General features: G+C 68.9%; 15 protein-coding genes. 8 read left to right on the plus strand and 7 right to left on the minus strand.

Annotation, left to right across the window (positions count from 1 at the left end):
- Positions 1-197: 197 nt before the first annotated feature.
- From M673_RS19250 to M673_RS19285, 8 genes are read left to right on the plus strand one after another with little or no spacing between them, the layout of a single operon-like run.
- On the plus strand, positions 198-878 hold the full coding sequence (locus M673_RS19250) for an MtnX-like HAD-IB family phosphatase (RefSeq protein WP_061978346.1): 681 nt from the start codon (positions 198-200) through the stop codon (positions 876-878).
- Complete coding sequence (locus M673_RS19255) at positions 878-1813, plus strand: hypothetical protein (protein ID WP_061978347.1); 936 nt, start codon at positions 878-880, stop codon at positions 1811-1813. The genes M673_RS19250 and M673_RS19255 overlap by 1 nt, the downstream gene beginning before the upstream one ends.
- Positions 1810-2187, plus strand: a complete 378-nt coding sequence (locus M673_RS19260; RefSeq protein ID WP_061978348.1) for an EamA family transporter — start codon at positions 1810-1812, stop codon at positions 2185-2187. The genes M673_RS19255 and M673_RS19260 overlap by 4 nt, the downstream gene beginning before the upstream one ends.
- A complete protein-coding gene (locus M673_RS19265; protein WP_061978349.1) occupies positions 2184-3047 on the plus strand; it encodes an alpha/beta hydrolase in 864 nt (287 codons plus the stop codon). Before M673_RS19260 ends, M673_RS19265 begins: the two co-directional genes overlap by 4 nt.
- Positions 3044-4240, plus strand: a complete 1197-nt coding sequence (locus tag M673_RS19270; RefSeq protein WP_061978350.1) for a GNAT family N-acetyltransferase — start codon at positions 3044-3046, stop codon at positions 4238-4240. Before M673_RS19265 ends, M673_RS19270 begins: the two co-directional genes overlap by 4 nt.
- Positions 4237-4644 carry a DMT family transporter gene (locus M673_RS19275; protein WP_061978351.1) on the plus strand — a complete coding sequence of 136 codons (408 nt, stop codon included), beginning with the start codon at positions 4237-4239 and terminating at the stop codon, positions 4642-4644. The genes M673_RS19270 and M673_RS19275 overlap by 4 nt, the downstream gene beginning before the upstream one ends.
- Positions 4641-6452 carry a sensor histidine kinase gene (locus tag M673_RS19280; protein WP_061978352.1) on the plus strand — a complete coding sequence of 604 codons (1812 nt, stop codon included), beginning with the start codon at positions 4641-4643 and terminating at the stop codon, positions 6450-6452. The genes M673_RS19275 and M673_RS19280 overlap by 4 nt, the downstream gene beginning before the upstream one ends.
- On the plus strand, positions 6449-7831 hold the full coding sequence (locus M673_RS19285) for a sigma-54-dependent transcriptional regulator (RefSeq protein ID WP_061978353.1): 1383 nt from the start codon (positions 6449-6451) through the stop codon (positions 7829-7831). Before M673_RS19280 ends, M673_RS19285 begins: the two co-directional genes overlap by 4 nt.
- Before the next feature lie 43 nt (positions 7832-7874).
- Here the strand turns inward: M673_RS19285 and M673_RS19290 are convergent, their stop codons facing one another.
- From M673_RS19290 to M673_RS19320, 7 genes are all read right to left on the minus strand, one after another.
- Positions 7875-8582: a hypothetical protein gene (locus M673_RS19290; RefSeq protein ID WP_061978354.1), complete on the minus strand. Its 708-nt coding sequence runs from the start codon at positions 8580-8582 to the stop codon at positions 7875-7877.
- A gap of 75 nt (positions 8583-8657) precedes the next feature.
- Positions 8658-9383 (minus strand): SDR family oxidoreductase, encoded by a 726-nt coding sequence (locus M673_RS19295; RefSeq protein WP_061978355.1) that lies wholly within the window; start codon positions 9381-9383, stop codon positions 8658-8660.
- Between the two features lie 73 nt (positions 9384-9456).
- Complete coding sequence (locus M673_RS19300) at positions 9457-11088, minus strand: FGGY-family carbohydrate kinase (RefSeq protein WP_061978356.1); 1632 nt, start codon at positions 11086-11088, stop codon at positions 9457-9459.
- A 36-nt stretch (positions 11089-11124) separates the two neighbouring features.
- Positions 11125-11856 carry an SDR family oxidoreductase gene (locus tag M673_RS19305; protein ID WP_061978357.1) on the minus strand — a complete coding sequence of 244 codons (732 nt, stop codon included), beginning with the start codon at positions 11854-11856 and terminating at the stop codon, positions 11125-11127.
- A 44-nt stretch (positions 11857-11900) separates the two neighbouring features.
- Positions 11901-12872, minus strand: a complete 972-nt coding sequence (locus M673_RS19310; RefSeq protein WP_061978358.1) for an ABC transporter permease — start codon at positions 12870-12872, stop codon at positions 11901-11903.
- Positions 12862-14364: a sugar ABC transporter ATP-binding protein gene (locus tag M673_RS19315; RefSeq protein WP_061978359.1), complete on the minus strand. Its 1503-nt coding sequence runs from the start codon at positions 14362-14364 to the stop codon at positions 12862-12864. The genes M673_RS19310 and M673_RS19315 overlap by 11 nt, the downstream gene beginning before the upstream one ends.
- A 59-nt stretch (positions 14365-14423) precedes the next feature.
- Complete coding sequence (locus M673_RS19320) at positions 14424-15311, minus strand: ABC transporter substrate-binding protein (protein WP_374700964.1); 888 nt, start codon at positions 15309-15311, stop codon at positions 14424-14426.
- Positions 15312-15428 lie beyond the last annotated feature (117 nt).

The raw sequence follows: 15428 nt of genomic DNA on the forward strand, positions 1-15428 counted from the left end.
ATAGGTTGATCCTCCGCCTGCCGGGGTGTCGCCGGCAGGGTGCCCGCTCTCCTCCAAAATTTGGAGGGCGGCTCGCGGGCCGATTTCGGCCGTCCGCCGCGCGCGCCCTTCGCGCCCGGCCTTTCCCTCACTTGGCACGGGCTTTGCCAAGGAAGGGTGAAAGGCGGCGCCTCCGGCCCGTGGCAAGGACGACATTCATGGGTTTCGACATCTTGTGCGACTTCGACGGCACGATCTCGCGCTCCGACGTGACCGATCTTCTTCTCGAACGGCTGGCCGTCCCCGGCTGGGAAGCGGTGGAAGCGTCGTGGGAGCGCGGCGAGATCGGCTCGCGCGAGTGCATGGCGCGCCAGGTGGCGCTGATCGACGCCTCGGCCGAAGAACTCGACGCGGTTCTGGAAGAAGTCGAGATCGATCCCGGTTTCCCCGCCTTTCTCGGCGCCGCGCTCAAGCTCGGCGCGCGGGTCAGCGTCGTCAGCGACGGGATCGACTACGCCATCCGCCGCGTCCTCGCCCGCCATGGCGTGCGCGGCCTGCCGGTTCTGGCCAACCGCCTCGTGGCGACCGGCGAGCGCTCCTATCGTCTGGAGCATCCCCACGCGGAAGCGGGCTGCGCCAGCGGCGCCGGCACCTGCAAATGCGCCGTCGCTGGCCATCAGGCGACCAGCCGGCGCATCCTGATCGGCGACGGGCGCTCGGATTTCTGCGGCAGCGGCGCGGTCGAGCTGGTGCTCGCCAAGGGCGCGCTCGCCTCCCATTGCGAGGATCTCGGCCGCCGGCATGTCGCCTTCACCAGCTTCGACGAGCTGACGGCGCAGCTTGCCCAGATTGTCGATCTCCTGCCGCCGCTGGAAAGGCGGGCGACGGAGGCCGCGTGATGCGCCGCGCGCCCATGCGCCTTCTCGATCTCGACGGCAGCCTGCCGGATCAGGCGCCGCTGGCCGAGCGCCTGCGCGACGGGCGGGCCGAGCGGATCGATCTCAAGGCCTTGGGCAACCCGCTCCGGCTCTGGTCCTCGGGCCGCGACTGGCGGCGGCTGGAAGCGGCGCTGGCGACAAGCGAACGCGGCGGCCCCGCGCCCTTTCTCACGCTGTTCGGCTCGGGCGACTATCACCATGTCTCGGCGGCACTGATCGCCCGCGCGCCGGGTCCGCTCAGCGTCGTGCATTTCGACAATCACCCCGACTGGTGCCGCTGCTTTCCCGCCCGCCATTGCGGCGGCTGGGTGAACATGGCCTTGGCGCAGGATCATGTGCAGCGCGTCGTGACCATCGGCCCCTGCGCCGACGATCTCCACCGGCCCGACCGCAAGGGCGCCAATCTCGAGGCGCTGTCGGACGGCCGGCATCAGGTCTTCGCCTGGCGCCGCGCGCCGACGCCGACGCGCAAGAGCGTGTCCGACGGGCCGGGCCATCGCGTCCGGTCCGGCGAGATCCACTGGCGCAATGTCGAGGCCGAGAATTTCACCTGCTTCATGGACGAGCTGATCGCCTCGCTGCCGCCCGGCCGGGTCTGGATCACCGTGGACAAGGACGTTCTGGCCCCGAGCGAGGCCGTCACCAATTGGGACCAGGGCCAGATGCCGCTGGCGCGCGTGATCGAGGCGATCGGTATGATCGGGCAGGCGCGCGAAATCGTCGGCGCCGACATCTGCGGCGACCATGCCCCCGCCCGCCATCGCCATCCCATGAAGCTCACCGAGGCGTGGATGGACCAGCCGCGCGGCGGGCCGCCCGGTGGGCCGGACGTCGCGCTGGCCTGCAACGGCGAGGCCAACCGACGTCTCGTGGAAGCGTTGGAGGCTTTCGCATGAGCGGACTCGCCGCGCCCCTGGTGCTGGGGTTGACCGTGATCCTCGATGTCGGCGGCCAGATTCTCTTCAAGACCGGGCTCGACGGATCGGACGAGACCGACACGGCGCAGCACGAAAAGGTTGGCCTCGTGCGCCGCGTTCTCGGCTCGCCGCAGATCGCGGCCGGCGTCGGCCTCTATGCCGTCGAGTTCGTCGCCTGGCTCTTCGTCCTGTCGCACATGGATCTCTCGGTCGCCTTCCCGATCGCCACCCTTTCCTATGTCGGCGTCGTCCTGGCGAGCCGGCTCTTCCTGGGCGAGGCGGTGCCGCCGCGCCGCTGGATGTCCACCCTACTCATCGCCGCCGGCGCGGCGCTTGTCGGAGTCAGCGCATGAACGCTTCCTTTCACAACGGCCTGTCTCCCGACGAGGGCTTCGCTTTTCCCGGCGGCGACGCGGCGGTGCTGCTGATCCACGGCCTCGGCGGCACGCCCGCCGAGATGAAGCTGGTCGGCCGGCGCATTTCGCAGGCAGGCTTCGCCGTTCACGGGCTGCGCCTGCCCGGCCATTGCGGCACGGAGGCCGATCTCGTCGCCACGCGCTGGACGGACTGGCTGCGCGCGGCGGTGGAGGCGGCGGAGCGCCTCAGCCAGCGCTACGAGCGGGTCTTCGTCGGCGGCCTGTCCATGGGCGCGCTGCTCTCGCTCATGGTGGCGTCGGAGCTCGGCGAGCGCATCTCCGGCACGCTGCTTTACTCGCCGACGCTCTTCTACGACGGCTGGAGCATTCCGCGCACGCGCGTTCTCCTGCCCTCCGTCATGGCGCTCGGTCTTGGCCGGTTCGCGCGCTTTCGCGAGAGCTACCCTTATGGGCTGAAGGACGAGCGGCTGCGCGCCAAGATCGTCGCGGCCATGCGCAAGGGGAACAGCGCCGAAGCCGGCCTTCTCGACACGCCCGGGCGCAGCATCCACGAGATCATGAAGCTGATCCGCGTGGTGAAGAAGCGCCTGCCGGGCATCAAGACGCCCGCACTCGTGGTGCAGGCGAGCGAGGACGATGTCAGCAGCCCGCGCAACGCCGGCTATATCGCCCGCCATCTCGGCGGCCCGGTGGAGCTGCAGCTTCTCTACGACAGCTATCACATGATCACCGTGGACCAGGAGCGCGACACGGTCGCCGACGTTTCGGTGAACTTCATGCGCCGCCTGGGCGCGCCGACCGCCCTGCCGCAGGCCGAAGCCGGGGTGTTCCTGTGAGCGCGAGCTTCACGCTGCACGCCAGCGTCGAGGAGATCGGCCGGGAGGCGTGGGAGGGCTGCTTCGGACGCGAGCCCGAGAATTTCGATTTCTATCGCGCCTGCGAGGCGGCGGGGCCGCCGGGCTTCACCTGGTTCTACGCCGTGCTGCGCGACGCTGCCGGCGTGCTCGCCATCGTGCCGGGCTTCGGCACGCGCTACCGCGTGGACACGACCCTGCAGGGGGGCCTGCGCCGCTTCACGGACCGGCTGCACCGGCTGGTGCCCTTTCTGATGGAGCTGAACCTCTTCGCGCTCGGCTCGCCGGTCGCGGAAGTCTGTCATGTCGGCTTTTCGCAGCGTGTGCCGGTCGGCGGGCGCGAGGCCCTGCTCGGCCAGCTGGTGGATGCGGCGCGGGGCGAGGCCGCCCGGCGCGGCTATGGTCTCTTCGCGGTGAAGGACGCGGCGGAGCGCGACGAGGCCTTATGGGCGCCGATCGCCGCGCGCTCGGGCTTCGCGCTTCTGCCGGGCCTGCCGACCGCCAGCCTCGATCTGCCCTTCCGCTCGGTGGACGATTATCTCGCAACGCTCGGGCGCAACATGCGCCGCGACCTTCGGCGCAAGCGCAAGGCCTTTGCCGGGGTGCGCGTCGAGCGCCGCCGCAACATCGACGATTTCGCCGACGAGGTCTACGCGCTCTACTGCCAGACCGTGGACAACAGCGAGCTTCAGTTCGAGCATCTGCCGCGCGACTATTTTCCCGCCATGCTCCGCCATCTGGCGCCGCAGGCCGCGATGGTGCTCTATTTCCACGAGGAGCGGCTGTTCGGCTTCAATTTCGTGATCGAAACCCCCGAGCGCCTGATCGACAAGTATATCGGCATGGACTACGCCGTGGCGCGGACCCTGAATTTCTACTTCAACAGCTGGATGGTGAACGTCGCTTGGTGCATCGAGAACGGCGTGCCGGTCTACCAGAGCGGACAGGCCTTCTACGGGCCGAAGCTTCGGCTGGGATGCCGCCTGTCGCCCAACGGCCAGTATTTCCGCCATCGCAACAAGCTGGTGAACGCGATCCTGCTCCAGGTGGCGCGCGTCGTGCGGCTCGACCGGTTCGACCCTGCGATCGCCGATCTGGTGGAGGCCGACCGCGAGGAGGCCGATCATCAGGAAGCCCATCATCGCGGGGCGACGTTCGCGGGGAAGGGCGCGTGAGCGCGACGCCCCATGCGGCTAGCGAGGCGCGGCCGTCCCGGCTCCTGCGTCAGTTTTTGGCCTGGGGCGCGCTGATCCTGTTCGAGACCCTGGCGCAGGTGGCGCTGAAGGAAGCGGGCGAGGGCCTGTCGGGCGTCGCCTTCGGTCGCCCCTGGCTGGCGGCGGCGCTGCATGAGCCCTGGGTGCTGGCGGCGGCCTGCGGCTATATCGGCGCGTTCCTCGCCTGGATGACCATCCTCGACCGGATGCCGCTGTCGCGCGGCTTTCCCATGAGCTCGCTGGTGACGGTCGCCATCATCGCCGCTTCGGTTCTCGTGTTCGGCGAGACGCTGGACGGCTGGCGCCTCGCCGGCATCGCCCTAATCCTCTCTGGCCTCGCCCTGATGGGGAACGAGGAGGCGTGAGGGCAGACAAGGTCCGGCGGCTCTGGCGCGACTCGATCCGGTGGAAGCTGGTGGCGGCGCTGGTGGCCGTCAGCGTCCTGCCTATGCTCATCACCTCGCAGATCGCCGCCTCCGTCGTGTCGGCGACCTACACGGAGAATGTCGAGACCTGGCTGTTCCAGATCGGCCGCTTCTTCCTCGCCAGCGTGAAGCGCGGCGGCGAGGACATCGCGCCGGCGCTCAACACGCCCGAAACGCGCCATCGCATTGAGAAGATGGCGGCCAAGACGCGGGCCGGCAACTCGGTCGGCAACGAGCAGCCCTTTCTCAACGCGCTCGGCTTCGACCTCCTGACCCTGCGCGAGACGAACGGCCGGCTGCTTTACTCCAACCTGCCCTTCGAGCAGCTGAAGCGCCTGCCCTTCGAGGGCGGGAACGACGTCTATCTCTTTCGCGGCGGCGGGCGCACGGTGATCATGACCGGGCACGAGCGCCAGGTGGAAACGCCGACCGGGCCGGTGGAGGTCTTCGCCGGCGCCTTTCTCGATGATTCCTTCATCAAGGACATCGGCACGATCGGCTCGCTCGACCTCACCCTCTACTACCCGATCGACGGCAAGTTCCGGCCGGTCTATTCCTCTTCGTCCAATGTCGTGCCGGCGCCGGACGCCGACACGCTGGCGGCGCTGGTCGGCCTGCCGCGCGGCAGCTATATCGACCGCACGGGCAGCACTGAAGGCTCCTCGATCGGCATCCTGATCCCGGTGCGGGACGGTGACCGGCTGGTGGGCGTCGTCGCCTGCTCGCTGGAGGTCGATCTCGGCGGCGTGCCGATCGCCGGCACCAATGCGCTGCTCTGGGTCATCTTCGCCACCGGCATGGGCTTGGCCGTCGTGGTCGGCATCGCGCTGTCCGGCTTCGTCACGCAGCGCGTCGCCCGGCTGGCGGAGGGCGTCGGGGCCGTGGCGGCGGGCGACTTCTCGCAGCAGATCCCGGTTCAGGGAAACGACGAGCTGGACCGGCTCGTCGCATCGTTCAACGCCATGTCTCTGCAACTCCAGGACTATCGCCAGCTTCAGGCGCGCCTGCGCCGCAAGGAGCGCTTCGCGACCTTGGGCGAAGTTGCGGCCGGCTTCGCGCACGAGGTGCGCAACCCGCTCGGCATCATCAAGACCACGGCCGAGCTCGTGCAGCGGCGCACGGAACTCGCCGAAGCCGACCGGCGGCGCCTCGGCTATGTCGCGGAAGAGGTGCGCCGCATCGACCAGCTGATCCGCGATTTCCTCGTCTTCGCCCGCCCCGCCCAGCGCACCAGCACGCTGACCGCGAGCGAGCTGGTGGAGCGCGCGCTCGGCTTCTGCCGCGAGGAGATCGAGCGGCGCGGCGTCGCGCTCGACATTCAAGACCGCTCGCGCGGCGCGCTGGTGACGGTGGATCTCGACCAGATGGCGCAGGCCTTCCTGAACCTCGTGCTCAACGCGCTGGCGGCGATGGAGGAGGGGTCCGAAGCTGCCGACGGCACCTCCGCCAAGCCCAAACGCCTTCGCATCGAGATCGGCCCCGTGGCGGGCGCCAACCTGCCGATCCGCCTCACTGATACCGGGCCGGGCATTCCGCCCGAGCTTCTGGAGCGCGTCTTCGATCCCTTCGTCACCACCAAGGCCCAGGGCACGGGCCTCGGCCTTGCGACTGTCTTTGCGATCGTGGAAGGTCATGGCGGGTGGATCGAGGCCCGGAACGCTCCGCAGGGAGGCGCGGTCTTCGAGCTGACGCTTCCCGTCGCCGCCCCCGCAATGGCCGCCCCCGCAGCGCAAGAACTGGACCGATGACGCACACGATCCTGATCGTCGACGACGAGGAAAGACTGCTGGACGTCCTGGGCGGCATGCTGGAAAATCTTGGCTACGAGGTTCTCCAGGCCGTGGGCGCGCCCGCCGCCCTCGCGCAGCTCGGCGCCCAGCCCGTCGATCTCGTGCTGACCGACCTGCGCATGCCCGGCATGAGCGGGCACGATCTTCTGGTCGAAATCCGCCGCACGCACCCCATCCTGCCCGTCGTGGTGATGACCGCCTTCACCACGGTTCGCGACGCCGTGCAGATGATCAAGGACGGCGCCTTCGACTATATCGGCAAGCCGATCGAAGTGGAGGAGCTGGAGGCGACGGTGGCCAACGCGCTGCGCCTGCACGACGCGCTGCGCGACAACGACCGGCTGCGCCGCGAGCTGGAAGGGCGCTACCGCGTCGAGGGCCTCGTCGGCATCTCGCCCGCCATGCAGGACGTGACCAAGGCCATCGCCGAGGTCGCGCCTTCGCGCACCACGGTTCTCGTCACGGGCGAAAGCGGCACGGGCAAGGAGGTCGTGGCGCGCGCCATCCACTTCAACGGCCCGCGCCGGGGCAAGCCCTTCGTCGCCGTCAACGCCGCCGCCATCCCCGAGCAGCTTCTGGAAAGCGAGTTCTTCGGCCATGTGAAGGGCGCCTTCACGGGCGCCAGCGCCAACCGGGTCGGCCGCTTCGCGCAGGCCGACGGCGGCACGCTGTTTCTGGACGAGATCGGCGACATGCCGCTGGCGCTTCAGGCCAAAATCCTTCGCGTCTTGCAGGAGCGCCAGTTCGAGCCGGTCGGCAGTTCGCACACGCGCCATGTCGACGTGCGCATCGTGGCCGCCACCAACCGGAACCTCGGCGCCATGGTTGCCGAGGGCACGTTCCGCGAAGACCTGTTCTATCGCCTCGCTGTCTTCCCGATCGCACTGCCGCCGCTGCGCGAGCGCCGGGAGGACATTCCGCTGCTGCTGCGCCGCTTCGCCGAGGAGATCGGGCCGCAGGTCGGCCGGCGCGCGGTGAGCTTCAGCCCGGAGGCGGAGGCACTGCTCATGCGCTACGACTGGCCGGGCAACATTCGCGAATTGCAGAACTGCGTGGAGCGCTCGCTCCTTTCCTCGCGTGGCTCCACGATCGGGGCGGGCGACCTGCCGCCCTATGTCGAGCAGCGCCCGGCCGCCGCGCGCGAAGGCTTCGACAGCTTTCCCATGGATCTCGACGCGGCGCTGGACGGGTTCGAGCGCGCGCGCATCCTCGCCGCGCTCAAGGAGACCAACGGCGTGCAGGTGGAAGCGGCGCGCCTTCTCGGCATCAGCGAACGCAGCCTCTGGCACCGCATCAAGAAGCAGGGGATCACGGTGACGAAGGCCGTGCTGGCCTAAGGCCCGCAATGCTCCGCCGGCTCGATCCAGTCGAGGCTTCGGGTCAAGGAACCTTGAACGAGAAGTCCACCTCGGCGCCGAGCGTGTTCTCGGCGTGGCCGTCGCGCCTGCCGTTGCCGGCGAGCGGGGTCTGGATCTCGTCGTAGATGGTGGTGGAAACGCCGGGCGTGAGCGGCACCTTCAGCGCCGTCGTGGCGCCGGCATAGAAGCGGCGCGAGGCGGGCACGGCGTCGCGCGCGTCGACGCCGGTCTTGAAGAAGTCTTCCGTGCCGAGCGTCAGGCGCGGGCCGACCGAGAAGGTCGAGCCGGAAAAGGCCGGCAGGACGAGGTCGCTGCCGAGCGTGAGATGCGCGCCCTGGCCGGAGCCCACATTGTCCAGCGCCTCGGCGCGCAGCCGCACGCGACCCTCGACCGGCCAATATTCCGCAAAGGCGCCGGCATCGGCCGCCAGCCGGTTCGACACGCGGCGCACGTCCCCCGCCGGGCCGAGCGAGAGGCCGTTCCAGTCCAGAAGCGCCCAACCGAAAGCGTCGTCCGGCGCGCCGAACCCTTCGGGCTCGTCGGCCCGGCGCAGCTCGATCGTGGACGGCAGGATCGAATTGTCGCCGCCGGTCGCGACCTCCGCGCTGAAGCCGAGCGTCGCGATCCAGCCCGGCGCGTTGGCCGCCTCGCCCGCGCCCTCCGCCGCATGGGCGGAGCTCGCCAGCGCAAGCCAGACCAAGGCGCAAGACAGCGATCCGATTCTGCGCATGAGCCCATCCTTTCCTCCGAAAGTATAAGAGGAAGGTGCCGCAAATGTGAACCGGCTTCGCCGCTCGCGAACGCGTCAGACGGCGAGGAAGCCGCCGTCCACCGGTAGAACCGCGCCCGACACCATGAGACCGTCGTCCGATAGGAGCATGGCGATGGCGCTCGCCACCTCCTCGGCCTCGGCGAAGCGGTTCATGGGATGGCGCACCATCATGGGCGCGCTCTTGACCGGGTCGCTCCAGGCGGCGACCGCCAGTTCGGTCAGCGTGATCGTCGGCGCCACGGCGTTGACGCGGATGCGGTGGGGGCCGAGCTCCTTGGCGAGGACGCGCGTCGCGCCCTCCAGCCCCGCCTTGGAGGCGGCATAGGCGAGATGGTCCTGAAAGCCGCGATGGCCGGCGATCGAGGTGATGTTGACGATGGCGCCGCCGCCGCCCGCCGCGATGCGCGCCCGGGCGAACTCCTGGCAGGCGATGAGCGCGGCGCGAAGGTTGATGCCGATCACGGCGTCGAACCCGGCATCGCTCATGTCGAGGACGCTTTCCAGAACGTTGATGCCGGCGCTGTTGATGAGATGGTCGGCGGTTCCCGCCTCGCGCATCGCGGCCCGGGTGGCGGCGGGGTCGGCGAGATCCACCTGGATCGTGCGTGCCCCGGTCTCCGCCCTCAGGCTGTCGAGATCGGCCTGCGTGCGGCTGAGCGCTACGACCTCCGCCCCCCGCGCGGCCATGAGCTGCGCGCAGGCGCGGCCGATCCCCTTGCCCGCTCCCGTGATGATGACGCTCTTGCCGGAAAACTGCATGGTGGACCTTTCGAAAGGGGAGGGGCCGGCGCGCCGCCGAGGCGGGCGCCGGGGAGGAAAGGGGGCGGGCGCCTCAGTGCACCGAGGCGGCATCCTCCGCCGCGCGGATCTCGCGGGCGGTGCGCTGGAGCGCCAGGAAGGCGGCGTGGCGACGCTCGTGCAGCGCGTGCGTCGCCGGGTTCGGCTCGCAGCGCGTGGCGACGCGCGACAGGGCGGGCATAGCGCTCGCGAGGTCGGGATGCTCGCCTGCCGCCACTGCGCCCAGCATGGCCGCGCCCAGCAGCACCGGCTCGGGGCATTCCGTCACCTCCACCACGCGGCCCGTGGCGTCGGCCAGAAGCTGGCGGGTGAGGGGGTGGACGCCCGCGCCGCCGCTGACGCTGATCGTCTCGACCGAGGCGCCGTGCGCGGCCTGCGTCTCGATGATCTGGCGCAAGCCGTAGCCGAGCGAGCAGAGGCCGGCGACGTAGAGCTGAACCAGCGAAGCCTCGCCATTGTCCATGCCGAGACCTGCCACCACGGCGCGCGCGTGCGGATCGGCGAAGGGCGCGCGATTGCCCAGGAACTCCGGCACGACATGCAGCCCCGCCGCCAGATGCACGGCCTCGCTGGCCGAACCGGAGCGCGCCAGCGCCTGTTCCGCCAGCCATTGCGGCAGCGCCTTGCCGGCACTGCCGGCGCGCGCTTCGAGCTCGCCATGCGCGGGGTGGAGCAGGAGCAGCTGGTCGATCGCCGCGCCGGCGGCGGACTGGCCGCCCTCGTTCAGCCAGAAGCCCGGCACCATGGCGGAAAAGTAGGGCCCCCAGACGCCTGGCACGAAGCGGGGCTCGCGCGTCGTCGTCATGGTGCAGGAAGAGGTGCCGAAGACATAGCCCAGACACGTCGTCGGATCGCCCGTGCCGCCGCTGGCCCCGACCGTGCCGAGACCCCCGGCATGGGCGTCGATCAGCCCGGCGGCGACCGGCGTGCCGGGCGAAAGGCCGAGATCGCGCGCGGCCTCCTCCGTCAGCCCCTCGCCCAGCGCCGTGCCGGGCTCTACCACACGGCGGCCGATGCGCTGGAAGCCCTGGTCGGCGAGATCGCCAAGCCCGATCTGGCGGAAATAGCTCTCGTCCCAGCCGCCCTCGCGGGCGAGATAGGTCCATTTGCAGGTGACGGTGCAGGCCGAGCGATCCCGCGCGCCGGTGGCCTTGAAGGTGAGAAAGTCGGTGAGGTCGAAGAAGTCGGCGGCTTGCTTATAGACCTCCGGCCGGTTCTCGCTCAGCCAAAGGAGCTTGGGCGTCTGCATCTCGGGCGAGATGCGGCCGCCGACATAGCGCAGGACCGGATGGCCCGCCGCGTTGATCCGCTCGGCCTGCTCCGTCGCGCGGTGGTCCATCCAGACCACGATGTCGCGCTCGGGATGGGAGGGGTCGCCGACCGGCAGGCCCTCGCCGTCCGGCCCCAGCACGACGAGCGAGCAGGTCGCGTCGAAGCCGAGCCCGGCGATCTCGACGGGGTCCACGCCCGCCTGCCGAACGGCCTCGCGCGCCGCCTCGCAGACGGCGCGCCAGACCTGCGCGCTCGACTGTTCGGCGATTGTGCCGCCTTCGCGGTGCATGTCGAGCGGCGCCCGGGCGAGCGACAGAAGCTGCCCCTCGGCCCCGAACACGCCCGCCCGCGCCGAGCCGGTGCCGACATCCACGCCCATCCAATATCTCGTCATGCCGGCCCTCGCTCCCCGCGACATTCTCGCCTTGTCTTAGACGCGGTCGAAATTGGTCGGCAAGACGATCATGTCGCGGATCGTCACGGTGCGCTTGCGCGTCAGCATATAGACGATGGCGTCCGCCACTTCGCTCGGGTCGATCAGGCTGCCCGACTCCTTGGCCTTGCGCAGGTTCTCCTCCGGCCAGTCGGCGAGGAGGGCCGAGACGACGGGGCCGGGCGAGACCTGGCCGACGCGCACGCCGTGCGGGATCATCTGCCGGCGCATGGTCTGCACGAAGCAGGTGACGGCCCATTTCGACGAGGCGTAGACCGGCTCCCAATAGGTGGGATAATGGCCGGCGATGGAGCAGGTGACGATGATGTCGCCGGTCTTGCGCTCCGTCATATGCGGCACGACGGCGTGGACGTTCTTGATCACGGCGTTGACGTTGAGGTTCAGCATCTTGTCGATGGCCTCGGGCGTCGTCTCCGTCAGGTCGCCGCCGATATAGGTGCCGGCATTGCAGTAGAGAATGTCGATGTGATCGACCTTCTGGAGGATCTCCGGCACCATGGCGGTGCAGCTTTCCGCGTCGAGAAGGTTGGTGACCTGCGCGACGGCCCGCTCGCCGAGTTCGGCCACCAGATCGTTCAGCGCCGTCTCGTTCCAGTCCACCATCACGACCGTCGCGCCCTCGCCAAGTAGCGCCCTGGTGGTGGCGAGGCCGATCCCCGAGGCGGCCCCGGTGATGACGGCGACTTTGCCGCTAAGCTGTTCCGACATTCTTTCTCTCCTGCTGATGCGTGTTGGGGGTTCGGGAGGGCCGGTCAGCGCCATTCGCGACCGATATAGATGGCCAAGAGGATGATGCCGCCCTTGATGACGTCCTGCAGATACGGGTTGATGCCCATGAGGTTCAGGCCGTTGTTGAGGATGCCGAGCAGCACCGCGCCGATCAGCGTGCCGAGGATCAGGCCGCGCCCGCCCGAGATCGCCGTGCCGCCCAGCACCACGGCGGCGATGGCGTCGAGCTCGAAGCCGATGCCGGCATTGGGCTGGCCGCTCATCAGGCGCCCGGTCAGGATCACCGCCGCGAGCGAGGAGGTGAGGCCGGATATGGCATAGACCGTGAGCTTCACCCGCCGCGTCTTGACGCCCGAAAGCTGCGCCGCCAGCTCGTTGCCGCCCAGCGCATAGACATGCCGCCCGAAACCGGTGCGCTGCAGGAGAACGAAGGCGATCGCATAGATCACCACCATGATGATGACGGGCACCGGCACGATGCCGACCCGGCCGATGCCGAACCAGGAAATCCAGCTTGGAATGCCCGAAACGGGATAGCCGCCGGAGTAGATGAGCGCGAGGCCGCGCGCCATGCCCATGGTCGCCAGCGTCACGATGATCGCCGGCATGCGGCCCCAGGCGACGAGGAAGCCGTTGGCAAGGCCGATGCCGAGACCCAGCGCGAGGCCGAGCGGCAGCGCGGCTGCGGCGGGCAGGCCCGAATTGACGATGAGTCCCGCCGACACCGTGCCGACCAGCGCCATCACCGCGCCGACCGAAAGGTCGATGCCCCCGGTCAGGATCACGAAGGTCATGCCGACGGCGAGAACCGCCACGATCGAGACCTGCCGCAGCACGTTGAAGAGATTGCTGACACTAAAGAAATTGTCGCTCGCCAGCCCCATCAGGCAGGAGACGACCACGAGGCCCGCCAGCGGCAGGACGAGCGGCGAATGGAGAAAGGACCCGAAATTGGCGCGCCAGTCGCGGCTGGTCGCCTGTGCTTCAATCGACATGTTCGACCCTCCCGGTCGTAGCAAAGGTCATGATCTGTTCGGCATTGATCGCTTCGCCCTCGACGGTGGCGACGATGGCGCCGGAGCGGAAGACGCAGACGCGGTCGCTCATCCCTATGACCTCCGGCAGTTCGGAGGAGATCATGATGATCCCATGCCCCTCCGCCGCAAACGCGCGCATCAGCGTGTAGATCTCGGCCTTGGCGCCGACATCGATGCCGCGCGTCGGCTCGTCGAAGATGAGAACCTTCATCTGATGGTTGAGCCAGCGGGCGATGACCACCTTCTGCTGGTTGCCGCCCGACAGCGTGTCGACGCGCGCATGCGGCCCCTGCGCCTTGACGCGCACCTGACCCATGGCGGCCTCGGTCGCGGCCACCTCGCGCTTGCGGTCGATGAACCAGTGGTTCCGGCGGTACTTGCCGTAATTGTTGAGCGAGATGTTCTGCAGGATCGAGAAGGAGGTGATGAGCCCCTGTTCTTTCCGGCTTTCCGGCAGGAGGCCGATGCCCTGCGCCAGCGCCTCGTCCGGCCCCGACAGGCGCGCCTTTCGCCCGTCGATCTCGAGTTCGCAGCGCGCAGCCGAATGGGCGCCGAGCATGGCGAGCACGGTCTCGGTGCGGCCCGAGCCGACGAGGCCGGCAAAGCCCAGGATCTCGCCGCGCCGCAGCTGGAAGCGCGAGACGGGGCCGCCCTTCTTCAGCTGAATCGCTTCCACCGCCAGCATGAGCGGGGCGCCCGCGTCTCGCGCGGGCTTTGGCGGAAAGTTCTGTTCCAGCCGGCGGCCGACCATCATCTCCACCAGCCGGTCGTTGTCGATCTCGCTGACGGCGCATTCGGCGACGAACTGCCCGTCGCGCAACACGGTGATCCGGTCGCAGATCTCGAAGATTTCCTCCAGATGATGCGAGATGAAGACCACGGCGACGCCCTGGCGGCGCAGCTCGCGCATGACCTTGAACAGATGTTCGGTCTCGGACGGGGTGAGCGTCGCGGTCGGCTCGTCCAGCACCAGGATACGCGCGTCGAGAAGAAGCGCCTTTGCGATCTCGACGAATTGCTGCTGGGCGACCGAGAGCCGGTTCACCGGCACGCCCAGCGGCACCTCGACGCCGAGCCGGGCCATGACCTCGCCCGCCCGCATTCGCATGGCGCGCCGGTCGAGCAGCCGCAGAGGGCCACGGATCTCCCGCGCCAGAAACATGTTCTCGACCGCGTTCATATGCGGGATCAGGCTGAATTCCTGGAAGACGATGCCGATGCCGGCCTCGATCGCCTGATCGTAGTCGGCGAACTGGCGCAGCTCGCCGTCGATGCGGATCGTGCCCTCGTTGGGCTTCAGAATGCCGCAGAGGATCTTCATCAGGGTCGACTTGCCGGCGCCGTTCTCGCCGAGCAGCGCATGGACCTCGCCGGCGCGAACCGTCAGGTCGATGCCATGCAGGACCTCGATGCGGCCGAAGCTCTTCTTGATTCCCCGAAGTTCCAGCATGTTCGCTCCCATCGTGCCGAGGAGCCCCCGCCGCCCGTAAGCGGCGGAGGCGGGGCGGCTTACCAGCTGAAGTCGGCGGCGTTCTTGGAGTCCACGACGCGCACGTCGATCGGCACTTCCTTGGGCACCACGCGCGCGCCCCACTTCTGCGCCAGCGCCATCGCGAGGCCGACGCGGACCTGATCGCGCGGGAACTGCGCGGTGGTCTCGATGAAGGGCGTGCCGTCGGCCACCGCCTTCACCGCTTCCGGCGCGCCGTCCACGGAGGTCAGCTTGATGTCGCGGCCCGAGCCTTGGATGGCGGCGAGCGCGCCCATGGCGCCGCCGTCGTTCACCGAGAAGATGCCGGCGAGGTTGGGGTGCGATTGGATCATGTTCTCGACGACGCCGAGCGCGACCGAGCGGTCCTGGCGGCCGTTCTGCGTGTCCACCAGCTTGATGCCGGAGAACTCGCCGAGCGCGGCCTTGCAGCCCTCGACGCGCTGCAGGATCGGGATCACCGGAATGCCGTCGAGAATGGCGACCTCGCCCTGGCCCTTCAGCGACTCGCCGAGATACTTGCAGGACATGTAGCCGGCGTCGCGGTTCTTGGAGCCGACGAACGTGTCCACCGGGCCGTTGGCATTGGCGTCCACCGCCACGACGATGACGTTCTGCGCTTTCGCCGCCTGAACGGCGGCCTCGATGCCGGCGCTGTCGGTCGGGTTGAGCAGGAGAATGTCGATCTTCTGCTGCAGCATGTCCTCGACGTCGGAGATCTGCTTGGCGACGTCATGGCCGGCGTCGGTGACGACCACATCGGCGCCGATGCTGGCGGCGGCCTCCTTCAACGCCTCCTGCATGGAAACGAAATAAGGATTGTTCAGCTCCTGGAACGTCATTCCGATCTTGAGCTTGGGCGCGGTCTGCGCGCTGGCGGGCACCATGGAGGCGGCAAGGGCTGCCATGGACACGGCGAGAAGGGTCGATCGAAGCATGTTAAGTCCTCCCGGGCTTGGTTTGCGGACGCGTCCGCTCGTTTCCGGCAGCGTGAAGCTGCGGATGGGTGAAGGTCGGTGGCTGGA

The sequence above is a fragment of the Aureimonas sp. AU20 genome, assembly GCF_001442755.1.
Lineage (GTDB): Bacteria > Pseudomonadota > Alphaproteobacteria > Rhizobiales > Rhizobiaceae > Aureimonas.